This window comes from Methylosinus sp. Sm6 (assembly GCF_019802345.1).
In the GTDB taxonomy this organism is placed as follows: Bacteria; Pseudomonadota; Alphaproteobacteria; order Rhizobiales; family Beijerinckiaceae; genus Methylosinus.
On record NZ_JAINDZ010000011.1, the window covers coordinates 14,435 to 29,384 of the forward strand.

The 14,950-nt window shown below is 67.7% G+C and carries 16 protein-coding genes; 10 read left to right on the plus strand and 6 right to left on the minus strand.

Annotation, left to right across the window (positions count from 1 at the left end; all coding sequences use genetic code 11):
* Window positions 1-200 precede the first annotated feature (200 nt).
* The gene (locus tag K3F48_RS09325) at window positions 201-374 is read right to left on the minus strand and encodes a hypothetical protein (RefSeq protein WP_222575161.1); all 174 of its coding nucleotides are present in this window, start codon (window positions 372-374) and stop codon (window positions 201-203) included.
* Between K3F48_RS09325 and K3F48_RS09330 the strand changes: the two genes are divergently transcribed.
* Window positions 373-801: a hypothetical protein gene (locus tag K3F48_RS09330; protein ID WP_222575162.1), complete on the plus strand. Its 429-nt coding sequence runs from the start codon at window positions 373-375 to the stop codon at window positions 799-801. The genes K3F48_RS09325 and K3F48_RS09330 overlap by 2 nt on opposite strands.
* Here the strand turns inward: K3F48_RS09330 and K3F48_RS09335 are convergent, their stop codons facing one another.
* From K3F48_RS09335 to K3F48_RS09350, 4 genes are all read right to left on the minus strand, one after another.
* Window positions 802-1,401, minus strand: coding sequence for a TetR/AcrR family transcriptional regulator (locus tag K3F48_RS09335; RefSeq protein ID WP_222575163.1), 600 nt, complete (start codon window positions 1,399-1,401; stop codon window positions 802-804).
* Window positions 1,398-4,523, minus strand: a complete 3,126-nt coding sequence (locus tag K3F48_RS09340; RefSeq protein WP_222575164.1) for an efflux RND transporter permease subunit — start codon at window positions 4,521-4,523, stop codon at window positions 1,398-1,400. Before K3F48_RS09340 ends, K3F48_RS09335 begins: the two co-directional genes overlap by 4 nt.
* A 10-nt stretch (window positions 4,524-4,533) precedes the next feature.
* Window positions 4,534-5,622: an efflux RND transporter periplasmic adaptor subunit gene (locus K3F48_RS09345; RefSeq protein WP_222575165.1), complete on the minus strand. Its 1,089-nt coding sequence runs from the start codon at window positions 5,620-5,622 to the stop codon at window positions 4,534-4,536.
* 127 nt (window positions 5,623-5,749) lie between these two features.
* Window positions 5,750-6,334 (minus strand): phosphatase PAP2 family protein, encoded by a 585-nt coding sequence (locus K3F48_RS09350; RefSeq protein ID WP_222575166.1) that lies wholly within the window; start codon window positions 6,332-6,334, stop codon window positions 5,750-5,752.
* Between the two features lie 275 nt (window positions 6,335-6,609).
* Here K3F48_RS09350 and dnaK point away from each other — a divergent pair, with 275 nt between their 5' ends.
* The 8 genes from dnaK (at window position 6,610) to pyrF (ending at window position 13,358) form a co-directional block, all read left to right on the plus strand.
* Window positions 6,610-8,511 carry a molecular chaperone DnaK gene (dnaK, locus tag K3F48_RS09355; RefSeq protein WP_222575167.1) on the plus strand — a complete coding sequence of 634 codons (1,902 nt, stop codon included), beginning with the start codon at window positions 6,610-6,612 and terminating at the stop codon, window positions 8,509-8,511.
* 217 nt (window positions 8,512-8,728) lie between these two features.
* Window positions 8,729-9,232 (plus strand): AAA family ATPase, encoded by a 504-nt coding sequence (locus K3F48_RS09360; protein WP_222575168.1) that lies wholly within the window; start codon window positions 8,729-8,731, stop codon window positions 9,230-9,232.
* A 17-nt stretch (window positions 9,233-9,249) separates the two neighbouring features.
* Entirely contained in the window at window positions 9,250-9,540 is a 291-nt protein-coding gene (locus K3F48_RS09365) for a nucleotidyltransferase family protein (RefSeq protein WP_222575169.1), read from the plus strand.
* Window positions 9,537-9,965: a DUF86 domain-containing protein gene (locus K3F48_RS09370; protein WP_222575170.1), complete on the plus strand. Its 429-nt coding sequence runs from the start codon at window positions 9,537-9,539 to the stop codon at window positions 9,963-9,965. The genes K3F48_RS09365 and K3F48_RS09370 overlap by 4 nt, the downstream gene beginning before the upstream one ends.
* 196 nt (window positions 9,966-10,161) lie before the next feature.
* Window positions 10,162-11,283: a molecular chaperone DnaJ gene (dnaJ, locus tag K3F48_RS09375; protein ID WP_222575171.1), complete on the plus strand. Its 1,122-nt coding sequence runs from the start codon at window positions 10,162-10,164 to the stop codon at window positions 11,281-11,283.
* A 75-nt stretch (window positions 11,284-11,358) separates the two neighbouring features.
* Window positions 11,359-11,961: a methyltransferase domain-containing protein gene (locus tag K3F48_RS09380; RefSeq protein WP_222575172.1), complete on the plus strand. Its 603-nt coding sequence runs from the start codon at window positions 11,359-11,361 to the stop codon at window positions 11,959-11,961.
* Window positions 11,962-12,194: 233 nt separating this feature from the next.
* The gene (locus K3F48_RS09385) at window positions 12,195-12,644 is read left to right on the plus strand and encodes a GNAT family acetyltransferase (RefSeq protein ID WP_222575173.1); all 450 of its coding nucleotides are present in this window, start codon (window positions 12,195-12,197) and stop codon (window positions 12,642-12,644) included.
* A complete protein-coding gene (gene pyrF / locus K3F48_RS09390; RefSeq protein ID WP_222575174.1) occupies window positions 12,645-13,358 on the plus strand; it encodes an orotidine-5'-phosphate decarboxylase in 714 nt (237 codons plus the stop codon).
* A gap of 10 nt (window positions 13,359-13,368) precedes the next feature.
* Here the strand turns inward: pyrF and K3F48_RS09395 are convergent, their stop codons facing one another.
* Window positions 13,369-14,274 (minus strand): LysR family transcriptional regulator, encoded by a 906-nt coding sequence (locus tag K3F48_RS09395; RefSeq protein WP_222575175.1) that lies wholly within the window; start codon window positions 14,272-14,274, stop codon window positions 13,369-13,371.
* A gap of 91 nt (window positions 14,275-14,365) precedes the next feature.
* Here K3F48_RS09395 and K3F48_RS09400 point away from each other — a divergent pair, with 91 nt between their 5' ends.
* A complete protein-coding gene (locus K3F48_RS09400; RefSeq protein WP_222575176.1) occupies window positions 14,366-14,932 on the plus strand; it encodes a flavodoxin family protein in 567 nt (188 codons plus the stop codon).
* Window positions 14,933-14,950: the final 18 nt, after the last annotated feature.

The following is a 14,950-nucleotide window of genomic DNA, read 5'->3' on the forward strand; positions in this document are numbered from 1 at the left end:
CGTTGGCGCACATCGGGCGGCCGGCGCTCGCGCTAGTGACTTGCGTCGATGAAAATGAAGAGTGTTCGACGCCCCCTCCCCAACCCTCCCCCGCTTCGCGGGAGAGGGAGCAGATTCGGCGCTTCATGGAAGGTTCGCGAAACGTCGACGCCCCCTCTCCCGCGAAGCCCGGGAGGGTGAGGGAGGGGGCCTTCGGGCCTTCAATTCAGATGACGCAGATCACTGGCGAGAGAGCCGGTCCGCTCCTTCATTTCGAAGAGGAACAGCAACATGATCTCCTTGCGCCCACTCGTCATGCCCATCGCCGCCGCGACCGTCATGCTCGCCGCCCCCGCTTCAGCGGGCGGAACGGCCGACCAGCGCTCGGCCTGCATGAGCGACGCCTTCAAATTCTGCTCCGGCGACATTCCGGATGAATCGGCGATCGAGACGTGCCTGCGCCGAAACGGCCGCCGCCTCTCCTCCGCCTGCCAGCTCGCAATGGGCGTTTCGGCTCCCGGCGAAGCGACGACGCGCCGCGCGAGCCGTTCCATCGCCACGCCGGAGCCGGAAGCGGCCGACCAGCCGATGGGCGCGATCGCCTCGGCGGCCGGCGACGCTCCTGTCGTGGACGAGCGGCCCGCGCCCCGGCGCCATGACCGCCATCATCGTCGGCGCGCCGGCCACGCCCATCATCGCCATCACGGCTCTGGATTCGGCGTCGGCGATCTCGCCGGCATGGCCGAGCCGGCGATGGCCGTCATGCCCATGCTCGCCTCTCTCTTCGAGGACGGCGGCCCGAGCCTCGACGACGACGATTGATCAGCGTCCCGCGCGCAGCGCCGCGAGGCAGAAGGCGACCATCTCCTCGCAGCGCGGCCCGGGCTGGTCGGCGCATTCGACCATGAGGCGCGGATGGCAGAAGCGGATGCAAGCGGCGTGCACGAGCCGCGCCGCGAGCCGCGCGTCGCCGCGCGCGAACTCGCCGGCCTCCATGCCGCCGGCGATGACGCGCTCCAGCGCCGCGTCTATATGCGCGATATGGTCGGAGATGATCGGCCAATGCTCGGCGATCGCCGACTCCACCATGTCGTGCAGCTTGCGGTCGCCGACATAGCGCTCGCGGTTCATCGCCTCATTGGTCTCGACGAGGCGGGCGAGCCGCTCCGCCGCGGAGCCGGGACCGTCGGCGACGGCGTCGACCGCCGCCTCCACCTCGCCCGTCAGCGACCGGGCGACGGCGGCGTTGATCTCCGATTTGGCGCCGAAGAAGCGGTAGACATTGGCCGGCGACATGCGCAGCTCGCGCGCAATGTCGGCGACCGTCGTCTTCTGGAAGCCCATCTGCCGGAACAGGCGCTCCGCCGCCGCGACGATGCGCGCGCGCATCTCACATTCGCGCGTCGCCGGCTCCCCGCTCATTCCGCCGCTCCTCCCGCAAGATCGCCGATGCGCAAGCCCGCCGCCGAGGCGGGCGGCCGCTCCTCGAGGCGCGCGTCGAGCCGGCGCCGGAACCATAGCGCATAGAGCGCCGGCAGGAACAGCACCGTCAAAAATGTGGCCACGAACAGGCCGCCCATGATGGTGAGCGCCATTGGACCCCAGAAGGGTGAGCGCGACAGCGGGATCATGGCGAGAATCGCCGCGAGCGCGGTGAGCGCCACGGGCCGCGCGCGCCGCACCGTCGCGCCGATGATCGCCTCGCGATAATCGGCGCCGCGCTCCAAATCCTGGCGCACCTGATCGACGAGGATGATCGAGTTGCGCATGTCCATGCCCGACAGCGCGATGAGCCCGAGCAGAGCCACGAAGCCGAAGGGCGCGCCGGCGAGATTGAGCGCGAGCGAGGCGCCGATCAGCCCCAGCGGCGCGCTCATCATCACCAGAGCGAGCCGCGTGAAGTCCTGCAGCTCAACCATCACGATCACCAGCATGACGAGGATCATGACCGGGAAAACGGCGGCGATGGAGGCGTTGGCCTTGCTCGATTCCTCGATCGCCCCGCCCATTTCGATCCGATAGCCGTCGGGCAGCGACGCGCGCAGATCGGCGAGACGCGGCCAGATGCGGCTCGTCACATCGGGCGCCTGCACGCCGTCGCGCACATCGGCGCGCACGGCGATGAGCATGTCGCGATTGCGCCGCCAGATGATCGGCTCCTCCTGCTCGTATGAAATGCGCGCGATCTGCGACACGGGGACGCTCGCGCCATTCCGCGAGAAGATCACCATATCGGCGAGACGCCCGAGATCGCCGCGCTCCTCCGCCCGCGCGCGCGCGATCACATCGACGCGGTCGATCCCGTCGCGCAAGCTGGTGACCGTCACGCCGGAGATCATCATCTGCAGCCGGCTCGCCACGTCCTGCGGCGTCAGCCCCATCAGCCGCGCGCGGTCCTGATCGATGACGAGGCGCACCGCGGGCGCGCGCTCGTTCCATTGCAGATGCGGCTCGACGATCGCCTCGTCCTCGCGCATCGCGTCGCGCACCTTGTGGGCGATGGCGCGAACCTCGGCGGGATCGCGGCCGATGACGCGGAACTGCACCGGAAAGCCGACCGGCGGGCCGAAATTGAACCGATCCACCCGCGTGCGCGCCTGCGGCAGGGCGCCCGCCGCCAGCAGCGCATCGAGCCTGTGCTTGATGCGCTCGCGCGCCGCGACATCCTTGGCGACGATGACGATCTCCGCATAGGCCTCATTGGGCAGAGCGGGGCTGAGGCCGAGCCAGAAGCGCGGCGGCCCCTGGCCGATATAAGTGGTGAAGTCGGCCGCGTCCGGATCGGCTTTCAGCAGCGCCTCCGCCTCTTCCGCCGCGGCCTTGGTGGCGAAGATCGACGAGCCTTCGGCGAGGCGCAGCTGAACGAACAGCTCCGGCCGCTCGGAAATCGGAAAGAACTGCTTCTGCACATGGCCGAAGCCGAGCGCCGCGGCGACGAACACGCCCGCCGTGGCGGCGACGACGAGGCGGCGATTGTCGACGCTCCAGGCGATGAGCCGCCGCAGCGCGCGATAGAGCGGCGTCTGGTAGATCGCTTCGGGATCATGAGGCGCGGCGCGGGCCATGTCCGGCAGCAGCTTCACGCCGAGATAGGGCGTGAAGATCACCGCGACGAACCAGGAGGCGACGAGCGCGACGCCGAGCACCGAGAACAGCGAGCCCGTATATTCGCCGGTCGAGGAGGCGGCGAAGCCGACCGGCATGAAGCCCGCCGCGGTGACGAGCGTGCCGGTGAGCATCGGAAAGGCGGTCGAGCTCCAGGCGAAGGTCGCGGCGGCGATGCGATCATAGCCCTGCTCCATCTTCACCGTCATCATCTCGACGGCGATGATGGCGTCGTCGACGAGCAGGCCGAGCGCGATGATCAGCGCGCCGAGCGAGATGCGCTGCAGATCGATCCCCATCGCGTTCATGAAGACGAAGACGACGGCGAGCACCAGCGGCACGGACAATGCGACGATGACGCCGGCGCGAAAGCCGAGCGAGACGAAGCCGACGACGAGCACGATGGCCAGCGCCTCGACGAAGGAGCGGGTGAACTCGCCGACCGCCGCCGCGACGACCTTCGGCTGGTCGGCGATTTGCTCGATCTCGATGCCGACGGGAGTCTCCGCGCGGACCGCCGCGAGCGTCGCCGCGATGGCGCGGCCGAAGCTCAGCACATTGCCGCCCTTCGCCATCACGGCGCCGACGATGACGGCCGGCGCGCCCTTATGGCGCACGAGAAAGCTCGGCGGGTCCTCGAAGCCCGCGGTCACATCGGCGACGTCGCCGAGACGGAACACCTGTCCATTGGCTTCGACCGGCGTCGCCGCGATGGCGTCGGCGCCGGCAAGCGCGCCGGTGACGCGCACCGGCGCGCGCGTCGCGCTCTCGAAGACGCCGGCGGCGGTCACCGCATTCTGCTTGGCGAGCGAATCGAACAGCGCCTGCGGCGCGACGCCGAGATTGGCGAGCTTGGCCTCGCTGAACTCGACGAAGATCTTGCGGTCCTGCGTTCCATAGACGTCGACCTTCGCGACGTCCTGCGTCGCCAGCAGGCGCTGGCGGAACATCTCGACGACCCGATCGAGCCGATGATAATCGGCGCCCTCGCCGGAGACCGCGAAGAGCGCCGAATCGACGTCGCCGAACTCGTCGTTCACATTCGGCCCGATCACGCCCTGCGGCAGCTCGCCGCGAATGTCGCTCAGCTTCTTGCGCAGCACATAGAAGAGATAGGGAACCTGCGCGGGCGGCGTCGTGTCCTTGAAGGTGACCTGCATCGCGACGAAGCCGGGCTTCGAATAGGTCTCGATCTTCTCGAGAAAGGGCAGCTCCTGCAGCTTCTTCTCGAGGCGGTCGGAGACCTGGTCGCGCATCTCCAGCGCATCGGCGCCCGGCCAGATCGTCGTGATATTGGCGACCTTGATGGTGAAGGAGGGATCCTCGGCGCGTCCGAGCCGCAGATAGGAGTAGAGGCCGGCGACGGCGAGGACCAGCATCAGCGCCAGCGTCAGCGTCTGCCGGCGCACCGCCCAGGCGGAAAGATTGAGTCCCGTCACAGCCGGCCCCTCACAGCGCGTCGGCCGCGACGGGCCGCACCTTCTCGCCGGCGTCGAGCTTATGGGCGCCGAGCGCGACGACGCGATCGCCTTCGGCGACGCCCTGCGCGAGCAGCGCCGTCCGCGCCTCGTAGCGCAGCACCTCGACCGGCCGAAGCGTCAAGCGTCCGTCGTCCTCGACCTTCCAGACATTCGGTCCCTGGCCCTGATCGAAGAGAGCGGCGAGCGGCACGCTCGCTGCGGAGCCGCCGCCGCGGCTCTCGATGGAGAGGGTCGCGCTCATGCCGATGGCGACAGCCGCGTCGGCGCCCTCGATCGAAAAGCGCGCCGCAAAGGTCTTTGTCGCTGGATCGGCGGCGGCGCCGAGCTCGCGCAAACGCGCGGGATAGGTTTTGTCGGGAAGCGACCAGAGCGTCAGCCGCGCCTCGCCGGCGCCGGCGAGAGCGGCGAAAGCCTCCGGCAGCGCGACCAGCGCCTCGAGCTCCCCCGAGCGGGCGATGCGCAGCGCCGGCTGTCCGGCCGCGACCACCTGCCCCGGCTCCACCAGCGCCGCGGTGACGACGCCGTCCGCCTCGGCGCGCAGCGAGGCGTAATCGAGCGCATTGGCGGCGAGCTCGACCGCGCGCAATGCGCGCCTCTCGCGTCCGCGCGCCTCTTCCGCGGCCGCCCGCTGGCGATCGAGCGCGGCCTGCGGCGTCCAGCCGTCCTTGCGCAGCTTTTGCGCGCGGCGCTCGTCGGCGCCCGCCTGCTCCAAGGCCATGCGGGCCGCGGCGAGCTCGGCGTCCGCCTGCTCCCGCTGCAGCCGCAGATCGGTCTCGTCCAGCAGGGCGAGCGCGTCGCCGGCGCGCACGCGCTGGCCGTTCTCGACGAGGCGCCGCATCACCTTGCCGGCGACACGAAATCCCTGGTCGGTCTCGACGCGCGGCCGGATCGTCGCGACGAAACGGCGCGGCGGCGTGAGCGGCGTAAAATGCACAGGCGCGACAAGGACCACGCGAGGCCGGGGCGCCGAGGATCGCCCCGAAGGCTCGTTGCAGCCGGCGAGCGCGCCGGCGACGGCGAGCAGGCAACCGATCATGAAAAAGGAAAGGTCACGCATCCCGCCGCATCTCCGCGCGAGTCGACGACGATGCAGCTCTAGTCTGACCAGTGACGAAAATCAATATTCGTCATTCGTTAGACGCTGGCAAAACGCCGCCGTTTCGCTGGCGCGAGCCGCTCGCTCGTCATTGCGCCCAGCGGCCGAGGGCCGCGGCGATAAGCTCGAGCGGCTTCTCGAAGTCGACGCTCTGGCCGATGAGCGCGTGCAGGCAGATCGCCGCGGCGCAGCTGACCGCGACCGGACCTCGGCCGATCGCCGGCCGGGGCGCCTGCAGCCGGCGGAACAAGGCGAAGGCGCACAGGCCGATCCCGACGCCGATCGCCGCTTCGCTCGGGCTGTGGAAGCCGAGACCGACGCGGCTGGCGGCGACGGCCAGAGCGAGGGCCGCGCAGAGCGCGCCGACCACCCACGCGGGCTTTCGCGCCGCGGCAATGGCGCCGAAGCAGAGGAAGAAGGTCGTCGCCGAAGCCGCATGGCCGCTCGGGCTGTGCACCGCCGCGACATTGGACGCCATGAAGCCGATCTTGGCCGCCGCCGTGAGAGCGGCGCTGGTCACGATCACGAGGGCGAGAGCCATGGCGGTGCGGCGGTCGCCGGCCGCCAGCAGCGCCGCGACGAGCCCGCCCGAAGCGGCCAGGATGAAGCCCGGATCGCCCAGCGACGTTATCGCGCCGAGAAACGGTACGAGCGTCTCCACCACAGCCCCCATAAACCGATCGTCGTCGCGAATCACTCGCGCCAAGATAAGCGGAAAGCCCCAGCGGAACAGAATTCGCTTCGTGAGGACGCCAGCGGCGGCCTTGCCGCCACGGAGCGCTTCATTCTATATGCGCGTCGCTCTTGCGCCGATGCAGACCCAATACAATCTGAAGGGACGGTGAACGGCCGACGGGCCGGCGGGCCGAGACATGAGCCGCCGCACGTCCGGCCGCTGGCCGGGCCGCTTCGGGACCCGGCGAAATTTGGAACGAAAGGAACGGCGATATGGCTAAAATCATCGGCATCGACCTCGGCACGACCAATTCCTGCGTGGCCGTCATGGAAGGGTCGAGCCCCAAGGTCATCGAGAACGCCGAGGGCGCCCGCACGACGCCGTCGATCGTCGCTTTCACCGAGGACGGAGAGCGTCTCGTCGGCCAGCCCGCCAAGCGTCAGGCGGTCACCAATCCGGAGCGCACCTTCTTCGCCATCAAGCGCCTCATCGGCCGCTCCTTCGAGGACCCGATGACCAAGAAGGACATCGGCCTCGTTCCCTATAAGATCGTCAAGGCGCCCAACGGCGACGCCTGGGTGCAGTCCGACGGCAAGCAATTCTCGCCCTCCCAGATTTCCGCCTTCATCCTGCAGAAGATGAAGGAGACGGCCGAAGCCTATCTCGGCCAGACCGTCACGCAGGCGGTCATCACCGTCCCCGCCTATTTCAACGACGCCCAGCGCCAGGCCACCAAGGACGCCGGCAAGATCGCCGGCCTCGAGGTACTGCGCATCATCAACGAGCCGACGGCGGCCGCGCTCGCCTATGGCCTGGACAAGAAAGGCTCCGGAACCATCGCGGTCTATGACCTCGGCGGCGGCACTTTCGACGTGTCGATCCTCGAGATCGGCGACGGCGTGTTCGAGGTGAAGTCGACGAATGGCGACACCTTCCTGGGCGGCGAGGATTTCGACAGCCGCCTCGTCGAATATCTCGCCGGCGAGTTCAAGAAGGAGCAGGGCATCGACCTGACCAAGGACAAGCTCGCTCTGCAGCGGCTGAAGGAAGCCTCCGAAAAGGCGAAGATCGAATTGTCGTCGGCGACGCAGACCGAGATCAACCTGCCCTATATCACCGCCGACGCGACGGGTCCGAAACATCTGACCCTGAAGCTGACGCGCGCCAAATTCGAGGCGCTGGTCGACGATCTCATCCAGCGCACCATCGAGCCCTGCCGCAAGGCGCTCAAGGACGCCGGCCTCTCGGCGGCCGAGATCGGCGAGGTGGTGCTCGTCGGCGGCATGACCCGCATGCCGAAGGTGCAGGAGGTGGTGAAGCAGTTCTTCGGCAAGGAGCCGCATAAGGGCGTCAACCCGGATGAGGTCGTCGCCATCGGCGCGGCGGTGCAGGCCGGCGTTCTGCAGGGCGATGTGAAGGACGTGCTGCTGCTCGACGTGACGCCGCTGTCGCTCGGCATCGAGACTTTGGGCGGCGTGTTCACCCGTCTCATCGACCGCAATACGACGATCCCGACCAAGAAGAGCCAAGTGTTCTCCACGGCCGAGGACAATCAGACCGCGGTCACCATTCGCGTCTTCCAGGGCGAGCGCGAAATGGCGCAGGACAATAAGCTGCTCGGCCAGTTCGACCTCGTCGGCATTCCGCCGGCGCCGCGCGGCATGCCGCAGATCGAGGTGACCTTCGACATCGACGCCAATGGCATTGTCAATGTGACGGCGAAGGACAAGGCGACGAACAAGGAGCAGCAGATCCGCATCCAGGCCTCCGGCGGCCTCTCCGAGGCCGATATCGACAAGATGGTCAAGGACGCCGAGGCGCATGCGGCCGAGGACAAGGTCCGCCGCGAGCTCGTCGATGTGAAGAACCATGGCGAGGCGGCGGTGCATGCGGCCGAGAAATCGGTGGCCGAGTTCGGCGACAAGGTCTCCTCCGCCGACAAGAGCGCGATCGAGGCGGCCATCGCGGCCTTGAAGACCGCGCTCGAGGGCGAGGACGCCGAGGCGATCCGCGCCAAGACCAATGAGCTGACGCAAGCGTCGATGAAGCTCGGCGAGGCGATGTACAAGGCGCAGGCCGAAGGCGGCGCCGCGCCGGCGGGCGAGACCCATGCGCAGGACGATGTGATCGACGCGGACTTCAAGGAAGTCGGCGGCGACGAGAAGAAGAAGTAAGGGTTCGTTTCAAGCAAGGGCGCTCCCTTCTCCAGCTCGCGGGAGAAGGTGGCCCTCGCGTCGGCGAGGGTCGGATGAGGGGCCCGCCGAAATGCGACGACACGCTCGACTTGCGGGGCCCTCATCCGACCCGGCTACGCCGGGCCACCTTCTCCCACGAGTGGGAGAAGGTGCGCGCGTCGAGAGTCGGGCTATCGATTTTCTGGGTCGGCGTCTCATGCTCGTCGTTTTCAGCGGCCGACCCGGATCGGGCAAGACCACCATCGCCCGATTGCTGGCTCGACGGCTAGAGGCGGTCTATCTTCGCATCGATACGCTGGATGCGACGATTCACGCGGCCTTCGGCGGCGACACCGAGGACCTCTCCTATCGCATCGCTTATGGCGTCGCGGCCGATAATCTGGCGCTGGGACGAAGGGTCGTCGCCGACTGCGTCAATGACGTGAATGTGACCCGCGACGCGTGGCGGGACGTGGCGCTGCGGACGGCGGCTCGCGTCGCGGAAGTCGAGATCGTCTGCTCGGACGCGCAGGAACATCGCCGCCGCGTCGACGAACGGATCGCCGACATAGCCGGCCTGGTCCTTCCGAGCTGGGAGAAAATCGCCGCGCAACGGCCGGACCCCTGGCTGCGCGACCCGATCGTCATCGACACGGCCGGCCGCAGCGCAGAAGATTGTCTGTTGGAATTGATGGCGCGCCTGCCCTGCGATAAGAGATGACTTGTGGGGGCCGGATCATGAAACCCTCGGTCGCGCTCGAGATGCATCGCGAAGCCGTCCGCGCCGCGGTCCTCCGCTGCCGTGCGACCAATCCGCGCGTGTTCGGCTCGGTGCTGCATGGGGACGACCAGGAGGGCAGCGACATCGACATTCTCGTCGACCCGCTCCCCGGCGCGACGCTCTTCGACCTCGGCGGATTGCAGGTCGAGCTCGAGGAAATTCTGGGCGTTCGCGTCGATCTGCTGACCCCCGGAGACATCTCGCGCTTTTTCCGTGACGTGGTTCTAGCCGAGGCCCGGCCGATATGAAGCGCAAGACGCCGCTCGCGCCGGTCGGCCATATGCTCGAGTGCGCAGAATGGGCGATCTCCTACATCGACGGAATGGGAAAGGAAGACTTTCTCGAGGATCGCCGCACGCAGCAGGCCGTCATCATGAACCTGCTCATCATCGGCGAAATGGCGTCTCGACTCGCGCGCGATCACGCAGAGTTCTGGGAGAAATATCCGCAAGCGCCCTGGCGAGAGATGACGTCCATGCGCAATAGAATCGCCCACGGCTATTTCGACCTGCGCTTGGACACGATATGGGATACGGCGTCGACGTCGCTTCCCGAGCTGATCTCGATCGTCAAGCCGATCTTCGACGAGCTCGCCGCGTCTCACGCCGTGGAGGGTCGCCCAGGGGACGACGCGGCTTTCAAGGTAGCGGGTCTCGACGATAAGACCAATTAGTCGAGCCGAACAATCGGCGAGGCCGACATTGGCGGGGCCTCACCGCCTCGGCGCCAAAACCGAGCACGCCCAACACGCCTTTGGCGTCGCCCGGGAACCGTGGTAACAGATTTGCCCGAGTTCCTATATCGGCTGTCCGCGATCCTGAGGCGCGCCGCGTCCGCAGGACGGCTCTCCAACTGCTATCGATCGACCCATGTCCAAACGCGACTTCTACGAAATTCTCGGCGTTTCCAAGACCTCGACCGATGTCGAGCTGAAGATCGCCTTTCGCAAGGCCGCGATGCAATATCATCCGGACCGCAATCCCGGCGACGCCGAGGCCGAGGCGCGCTTCAAGGAGATCAACGAGGCCTATCAATGCCTCTCCGACACGCAGAAGCGCGCCGCCTATGACCGCTTCGGCCACGCCGCCTTCGAGCAGGGCGGCGGCGGCTTCGGCGCCGGCGACGGCTTCGCCGCCTCCATGGCCGACATATTCGACGATCTCTTCGGCGAGGTGATGGGGCGGCGCAGCGGCGGCCGCGGCTCCGGGCGCGAGCGCGGCTCGGACCTGCGCTACAATATGGAGATCACGCTCGAGGAGGCCTATCACGGCAAGGCGGCGACGCTGAAGCTGCCGACCTCGATCTCCTGCCAGGCCTGCGAGGGCACCGGCGCCAAGAAAGGCTCCAAGCCCAAGACCTGCCCGACCTGCGCCGGCCATGGCCGCGTGCGCGCGCAGCAGGGCTTCTTCGCCATCGAGCGGACCTGCCCGACCTGCCAGGGCCGCGGCGAGATCATCGACAATCCCTGCTCGGTCTGCTCCGGCACGGGCCGCACCACCATCGAGCGCACGCTGTCGGTCAATGTGCCGGCCGGCGTCGAGGACGGCACCCGCATCCGCCTCGCCGGCGAGGGCGAGGCCGGCATGCGCGGCGGCCCGCCCGGCGATCTCTATATCTTCCTCTCGGTGAAGCCGCACAGCTTCTTCCAGCGCGACGGCGCCGATCTCTATTGCCGCGTGCCGATCTCAATGGTGCGCGCCGCGCTCGGCGGCAAGATCACCGTCCATACGATCGACGGCGGCGAGACCGACATCAAAATCCCCGAGGGCACGCAGACCGGCAAGCAGATCAAGGTGAAAGCCAAGGGCATGCCGGTGCTGCGCGGGCGCGAGAGCGGCGATCTCTATGTGCAGATCAGCGTCGAGACGCCGCAAAGCCTCAACAAGCGCCAGCGCGAGCTGCTCACCGAATTCGAAGAGGAATCCTCGCATCACACACATCCCGAAGCGACCGGCTTCTTCGCGAAAATGAAGGAGCTGTTCGGCAAATGAGCGCACGCCATTGACCGAGCGGGCGACCTCGTACATGGTCGCGCGCGATTTAATCGATCGAGGGGCTGTCTCAGCGTGTCACTGAATATCGCGCCACTGAAATCCGCTCTCGCCGACAATGCGCGCTTTCTGCGGTCATGGGTGGAAAATCCCCGCGGCGTCGGCGCCGTCTCGCCGTCCGGGCCCATGCTCGCCCGCGCCATGGCGAGCTATGTCGACCTCTCCCGGCCCGGCCCCGTCGTCGAGCTCGGCCCCGGCACCGGGCCGGTCACCCAGGCTCTGCTCGAGCATGGCGTGCCGGCCTCGCGCCTGCTGCTCGTCGAATATGAGACGGCCTTCTGCGATCTGCTGCGGCAACGCTTTCCGGGCGTCGAGGTGGTTCAGGGCGACGCCTATTCGCTGAAGCAGACGCTGGACGGCAAGGTCGAAGGGCCGATCTCCGCGGTCGTCTCCAGCCTGCCGCTGCTCAACCAGCCCGAATCGGACCGGCTGCGCCTGCTCGATCAGGCGTTCGACATGATGGCGCCGGGCGGCATATTGATCCAGTTCACCTATGGGCTGTTCTCGCCCATGCCACTGAAGCGCCATCCCGACAGCTCCGCCTTTTCGGCGGCCGGCTCGCAGGTGTGGGCGAATATCCCGCCGGCGCGCGTGTGGCGCTATCGCCGGACGCGCTGACGCCGCCAGCTCTCAGGGGGCCACGCTGCGGGAGCGGTCGGGTCACGGAAATAAATCCCTGCGCCCTCGTCCTGAGGAGCCGCCGCAGGCGGCGTCTCGAAGGGCGGCGACAGGAGGAAGCCTCGGGATTCTCGCTGTGGCCGTCCTTCGAGACGCCCGCTTTGCGGGCTCCTCAGGACGAGGGTGTAGGTAGAGTTTCCTTCACCCGATCGTCCTGCTTGCGGGAGCGCATCGTGACGCTGACAATTCGCCGCGCCTCTGCCGAAGACGAGCGCGCCGTGGTCGCCCTGTGGAGCGACTGCGGACTCGTCGTCAGTTACAATGATCCGGCGGCGGATTTTCGTTTCGCTCGGGCCGGCGCCTGCTCGGATATTTTCGTCGCGGCGGATAGCGCCGAAAAGATCAAGGGTGCGGTGATGGTCGGCCACGACGGGCATCGCGGCTGGCTCTATTATCTCGCCTCGGATCCGGACTTGCGCGGGCGAGGGATCGGCGAACGTATGGTGCGCGCGGCGGAGGAATGGCTGCGCGAGCGCGGCATCCTCAAGGCCCAGCTGATCGTGCGGGAAACCAATCGGCGCGTCGTTTCATTCTATGAGCGAATGGGCTTCGAAGTGGCTCCGCTGGTTCTGATGAGCAAATGGCTGACCCCATCCGCCATCCCCGCCGATGAGGACGGATGAATGGCGAAACCGCTGGAGAGCGCCTACGACCGCCTCATCGTCGCGCTGGACGTCGAGGATGCGGCGGCGGCGCGGGCGCTGGTCGCGACGCTCGGCGATTGCGTCGCCTTCTACAAGATCGGCATGGAGCTGGCCTATGGCGGGGGCCTACCCCTCGTCGAGGAGCTGAAGGCGAAAGGGAAAAAAGTCTTCGTCGATCTGAAGCTCCATGACATCGGCCAGACGGTCGAGCGCGCGACTCGGCAAATCGCCCGCCTCGGCGCGGATTTTCTCACCGTCCATGCGTTTCCGCAGACGATGCGCGCCGCGCGCCAGGGCGCCGGCGACGGCGGCCTGCGGCTGCTCGCCGTCACCGTGATGACCTCCTATGACGATTCCGATCTCGTCGAGGCCGGCTATGCGACGAGCGTCGCCGATCTCGTCGCGCGCCGCGCAGCGCAGGCGCGCGACATCGGCATAGACGGGCTGATCCTGTCGCCGCAAGAGGTCGCGCCGATTCGCGCGCTGGTCGGGCCGAGAATGACGCTGGTGACGCCGGGCGTGCGGCCCGCGGGCGCCGCGCTCGGCGACCAGAAGCGCGTGATGACGCCGGCCGAGGCGATCGCCGCCGGCGCCGATCATCTCGTCGTCGGCCGCCCGGTGACGCAGGCGCAGGACCCGCGCGCGGCGGCGGAGGGGATCGTCGCGGAGATCGCGCGCGCGCAGGGCGCGTGAATACGCGCGCTCAATGTTCCTCGCAGGGCGGGCGTTGCGAAAATTCCAGCGTCACGAATTCGATGAAGGCCCTCACCTTCGAGGGCACGTGGCGGCGGCTCGGATGGACGATGAAAATGCCGAGCGGCTCGATCATGCGGTCGGCAAGAACCTGTTCGAGCTCGCCCGCCCGCAGAAGCTCGGCGACATAGAAGTCCGGGGCGCAGACGAGTCCGAGGCCGGCGGCCGCCATGGCGCAGAGCGACTCGGCGTTGTTGCTGGCGAAGCGGCTCGACAGGCGCACGAGCTCGGGACCGTCCGGCCCGTCGAAGGGCCAGGCGGCGCCGACCGTCGCATGGCTGTAGCGAAGACACTCGTGTTCGGAAAGATCGGCCGGCCGGCGCGGACGCCCGCGCCGGTCGAGATAGGACGGCGCCCCGCAGACCATGAGCTTCGCTGAAGCGATTCGGCTCGCGACCAGCGAGCTGTCCTCGAGCCGGCCGATGCGAATGGCGAGATCACAGCCCTCCTGGACGAGATCTACGAATTTGTCGTCGAGCAGCAATTCGACGCCCACTTTCGGATGGCGCTCGGCGAATTGGGCGATGAGCGGCGCGATGAACCTCGAGCCGAAAAAGGATGGCGCGCTCACCCGCAGGCGCCCGACCGGCTCGGCGGCGCCGCTCGTCGCCTCGTGCTCGGCGGCCTCGATCGCGTCGATGATCTCGCGGCAGCGCGCCGCATAAGTCGCGCCCGCCTCGGTGAGCCCGACCGAGCGCGTCGTACGGTCGAGCAGCCGCAGGCCGAGATGGGCCTCGAGGTCCATCACATGCTTGCTCGCCATGGCGCGGGACAAGTCGCGCCGTTCCGCGGCGGCGGTGAAGCTGCCGGCCTCCGCCACGGCGACAAAAGCTCTCATGGCCTCGAGCAGATCCATTGTCCGAAATCATAGAACAATCAATTCGATTTTCGTGAGATTATTCGGGGTCGCGCTTCGGCTAGCTTCCTCCCATTGGAAGGAGGCCGACATGGCTCACATCGCGATCGTTTTTCACAGCGGCTATGGACACACAGCCAGACAAGCGGAGGCCGTCGCGCGCGGCGCGGGCGCCGCGCCCGGCGCGACCGTGCAATTGGTGAAAGTGGAGGAGGTCGACGCGCATTGGGACGATCTCGCCCGCGCCGACGCGATCGTGTTCGGCTCGCCGACCTATATGGGCGGCGTCTCGGCGCCCTTCAAAGCCTTCATGGACGCCAGCTCGAAAGTCTGGGCGTCGCAGGGCTGGAAGGACAAGATCGCCGCCGGCTTCACCAATTCGGCGAGCCAGAGCGGCGACAAGCTCTCCACGCTCCAGCACCTCGCCGTCTATGCGGCGCAGCACGGCATGATCTGGGTCGGGCTCGGCCTGCTCCCAGGCAATAATTCGAGCCAGGGCAGCATCGAGGATTTGAACCGGCTCGGCAGCTTCCTCGGCGCGATGGCGCAGTCCAACGCCGATCAGGGGCCCGAACACGGCCCGCCTGCGGCCGATCTGAAGACGGCGGAGCTGCTCGGCGAGCGTGTCGCGAAAGCGGCGATCCGCTGGCGCGGCTGAGCGTTTCATTCGCGCGCC

What these genes read in the sequence shown, in the direction of transcription:
- K3F48_RS09350 (WP_222575166.1), bottom strand. Translation starts at nt 6,334, where the DNA reads ATGGGGGCTGTGGTGGAGACGCTCGTACCGTTTCTCGGCGCGATAACG.
- pyrF (WP_222575174.1), top strand. Translation starts at nt 12,645, where the DNA reads ATGGCGAAACCGCTGGAGAGCGCCTACGACCGCCTCATCGTCGCGCTG.
- dnaK (WP_222575167.1), top strand. Translation starts at nt 6,610, where the DNA reads ATGGCTAAAATCATCGGCATCGACCTCGGCACGACCAATTCCTGCGTG.
- dnaJ (WP_222575171.1), top strand. Translation starts at nt 10,162, where the DNA reads ATGTCCAAACGCGACTTCTACGAAATTCTCGGCGTTTCCAAGACCTCG.
- K3F48_RS09365 (WP_222575169.1), top strand. Translation starts at nt 9,250, where the DNA reads ATGAAACCCTCGGTCGCGCTCGAGATGCATCGCGAAGCCGTCCGCGCC.
- K3F48_RS09370 (WP_222575170.1), top strand. Translation starts at nt 9,537, where the DNA reads ATGAAGCGCAAGACGCCGCTCGCGCCGGTCGGCCATATGCTCGAGTGC.
- K3F48_RS09360 (WP_222575168.1), top strand. Translation starts at nt 8,729, where the DNA reads ATGCTCGTCGTTTTCAGCGGCCGACCCGGATCGGGCAAGACCACCATC.
- K3F48_RS09345 (WP_222575165.1), bottom strand. Translation starts at nt 5,622, where the DNA reads ATGCGTGACCTTTCCTTTTTCATGATCGGTTGCCTGCTCGCCGTCGCC.
- K3F48_RS09330 (WP_222575162.1), top strand. Translation starts at nt 373, where the DNA reads ATGAGCGACGCCTTCAAATTCTGCTCCGGCGACATTCCGGATGAATCG.
- K3F48_RS09335 (WP_222575163.1), bottom strand. Translation starts at nt 1,401, where the DNA reads ATGAGCGGGGAGCCGGCGACGCGCGAATGTGAGATGCGCGCGCGCATC.
- K3F48_RS09325 (WP_222575161.1), bottom strand. Translation starts at nt 374, where the DNA reads ATGCAGGCCGAGCGCTGGTCGGCCGTTCCGCCCGCTGAAGCGGGGGCG.
- K3F48_RS09395 (WP_222575175.1), bottom strand. Translation starts at nt 14,274, where the DNA reads ATGGATCTGCTCGAGGCCATGAGAGCTTTTGTCGCCGTGGCGGAGGCC.
- K3F48_RS09400 (WP_222575176.1), top strand. Translation starts at nt 14,366, where the DNA reads ATGGCTCACATCGCGATCGTTTTTCACAGCGGCTATGGACACACAGCC.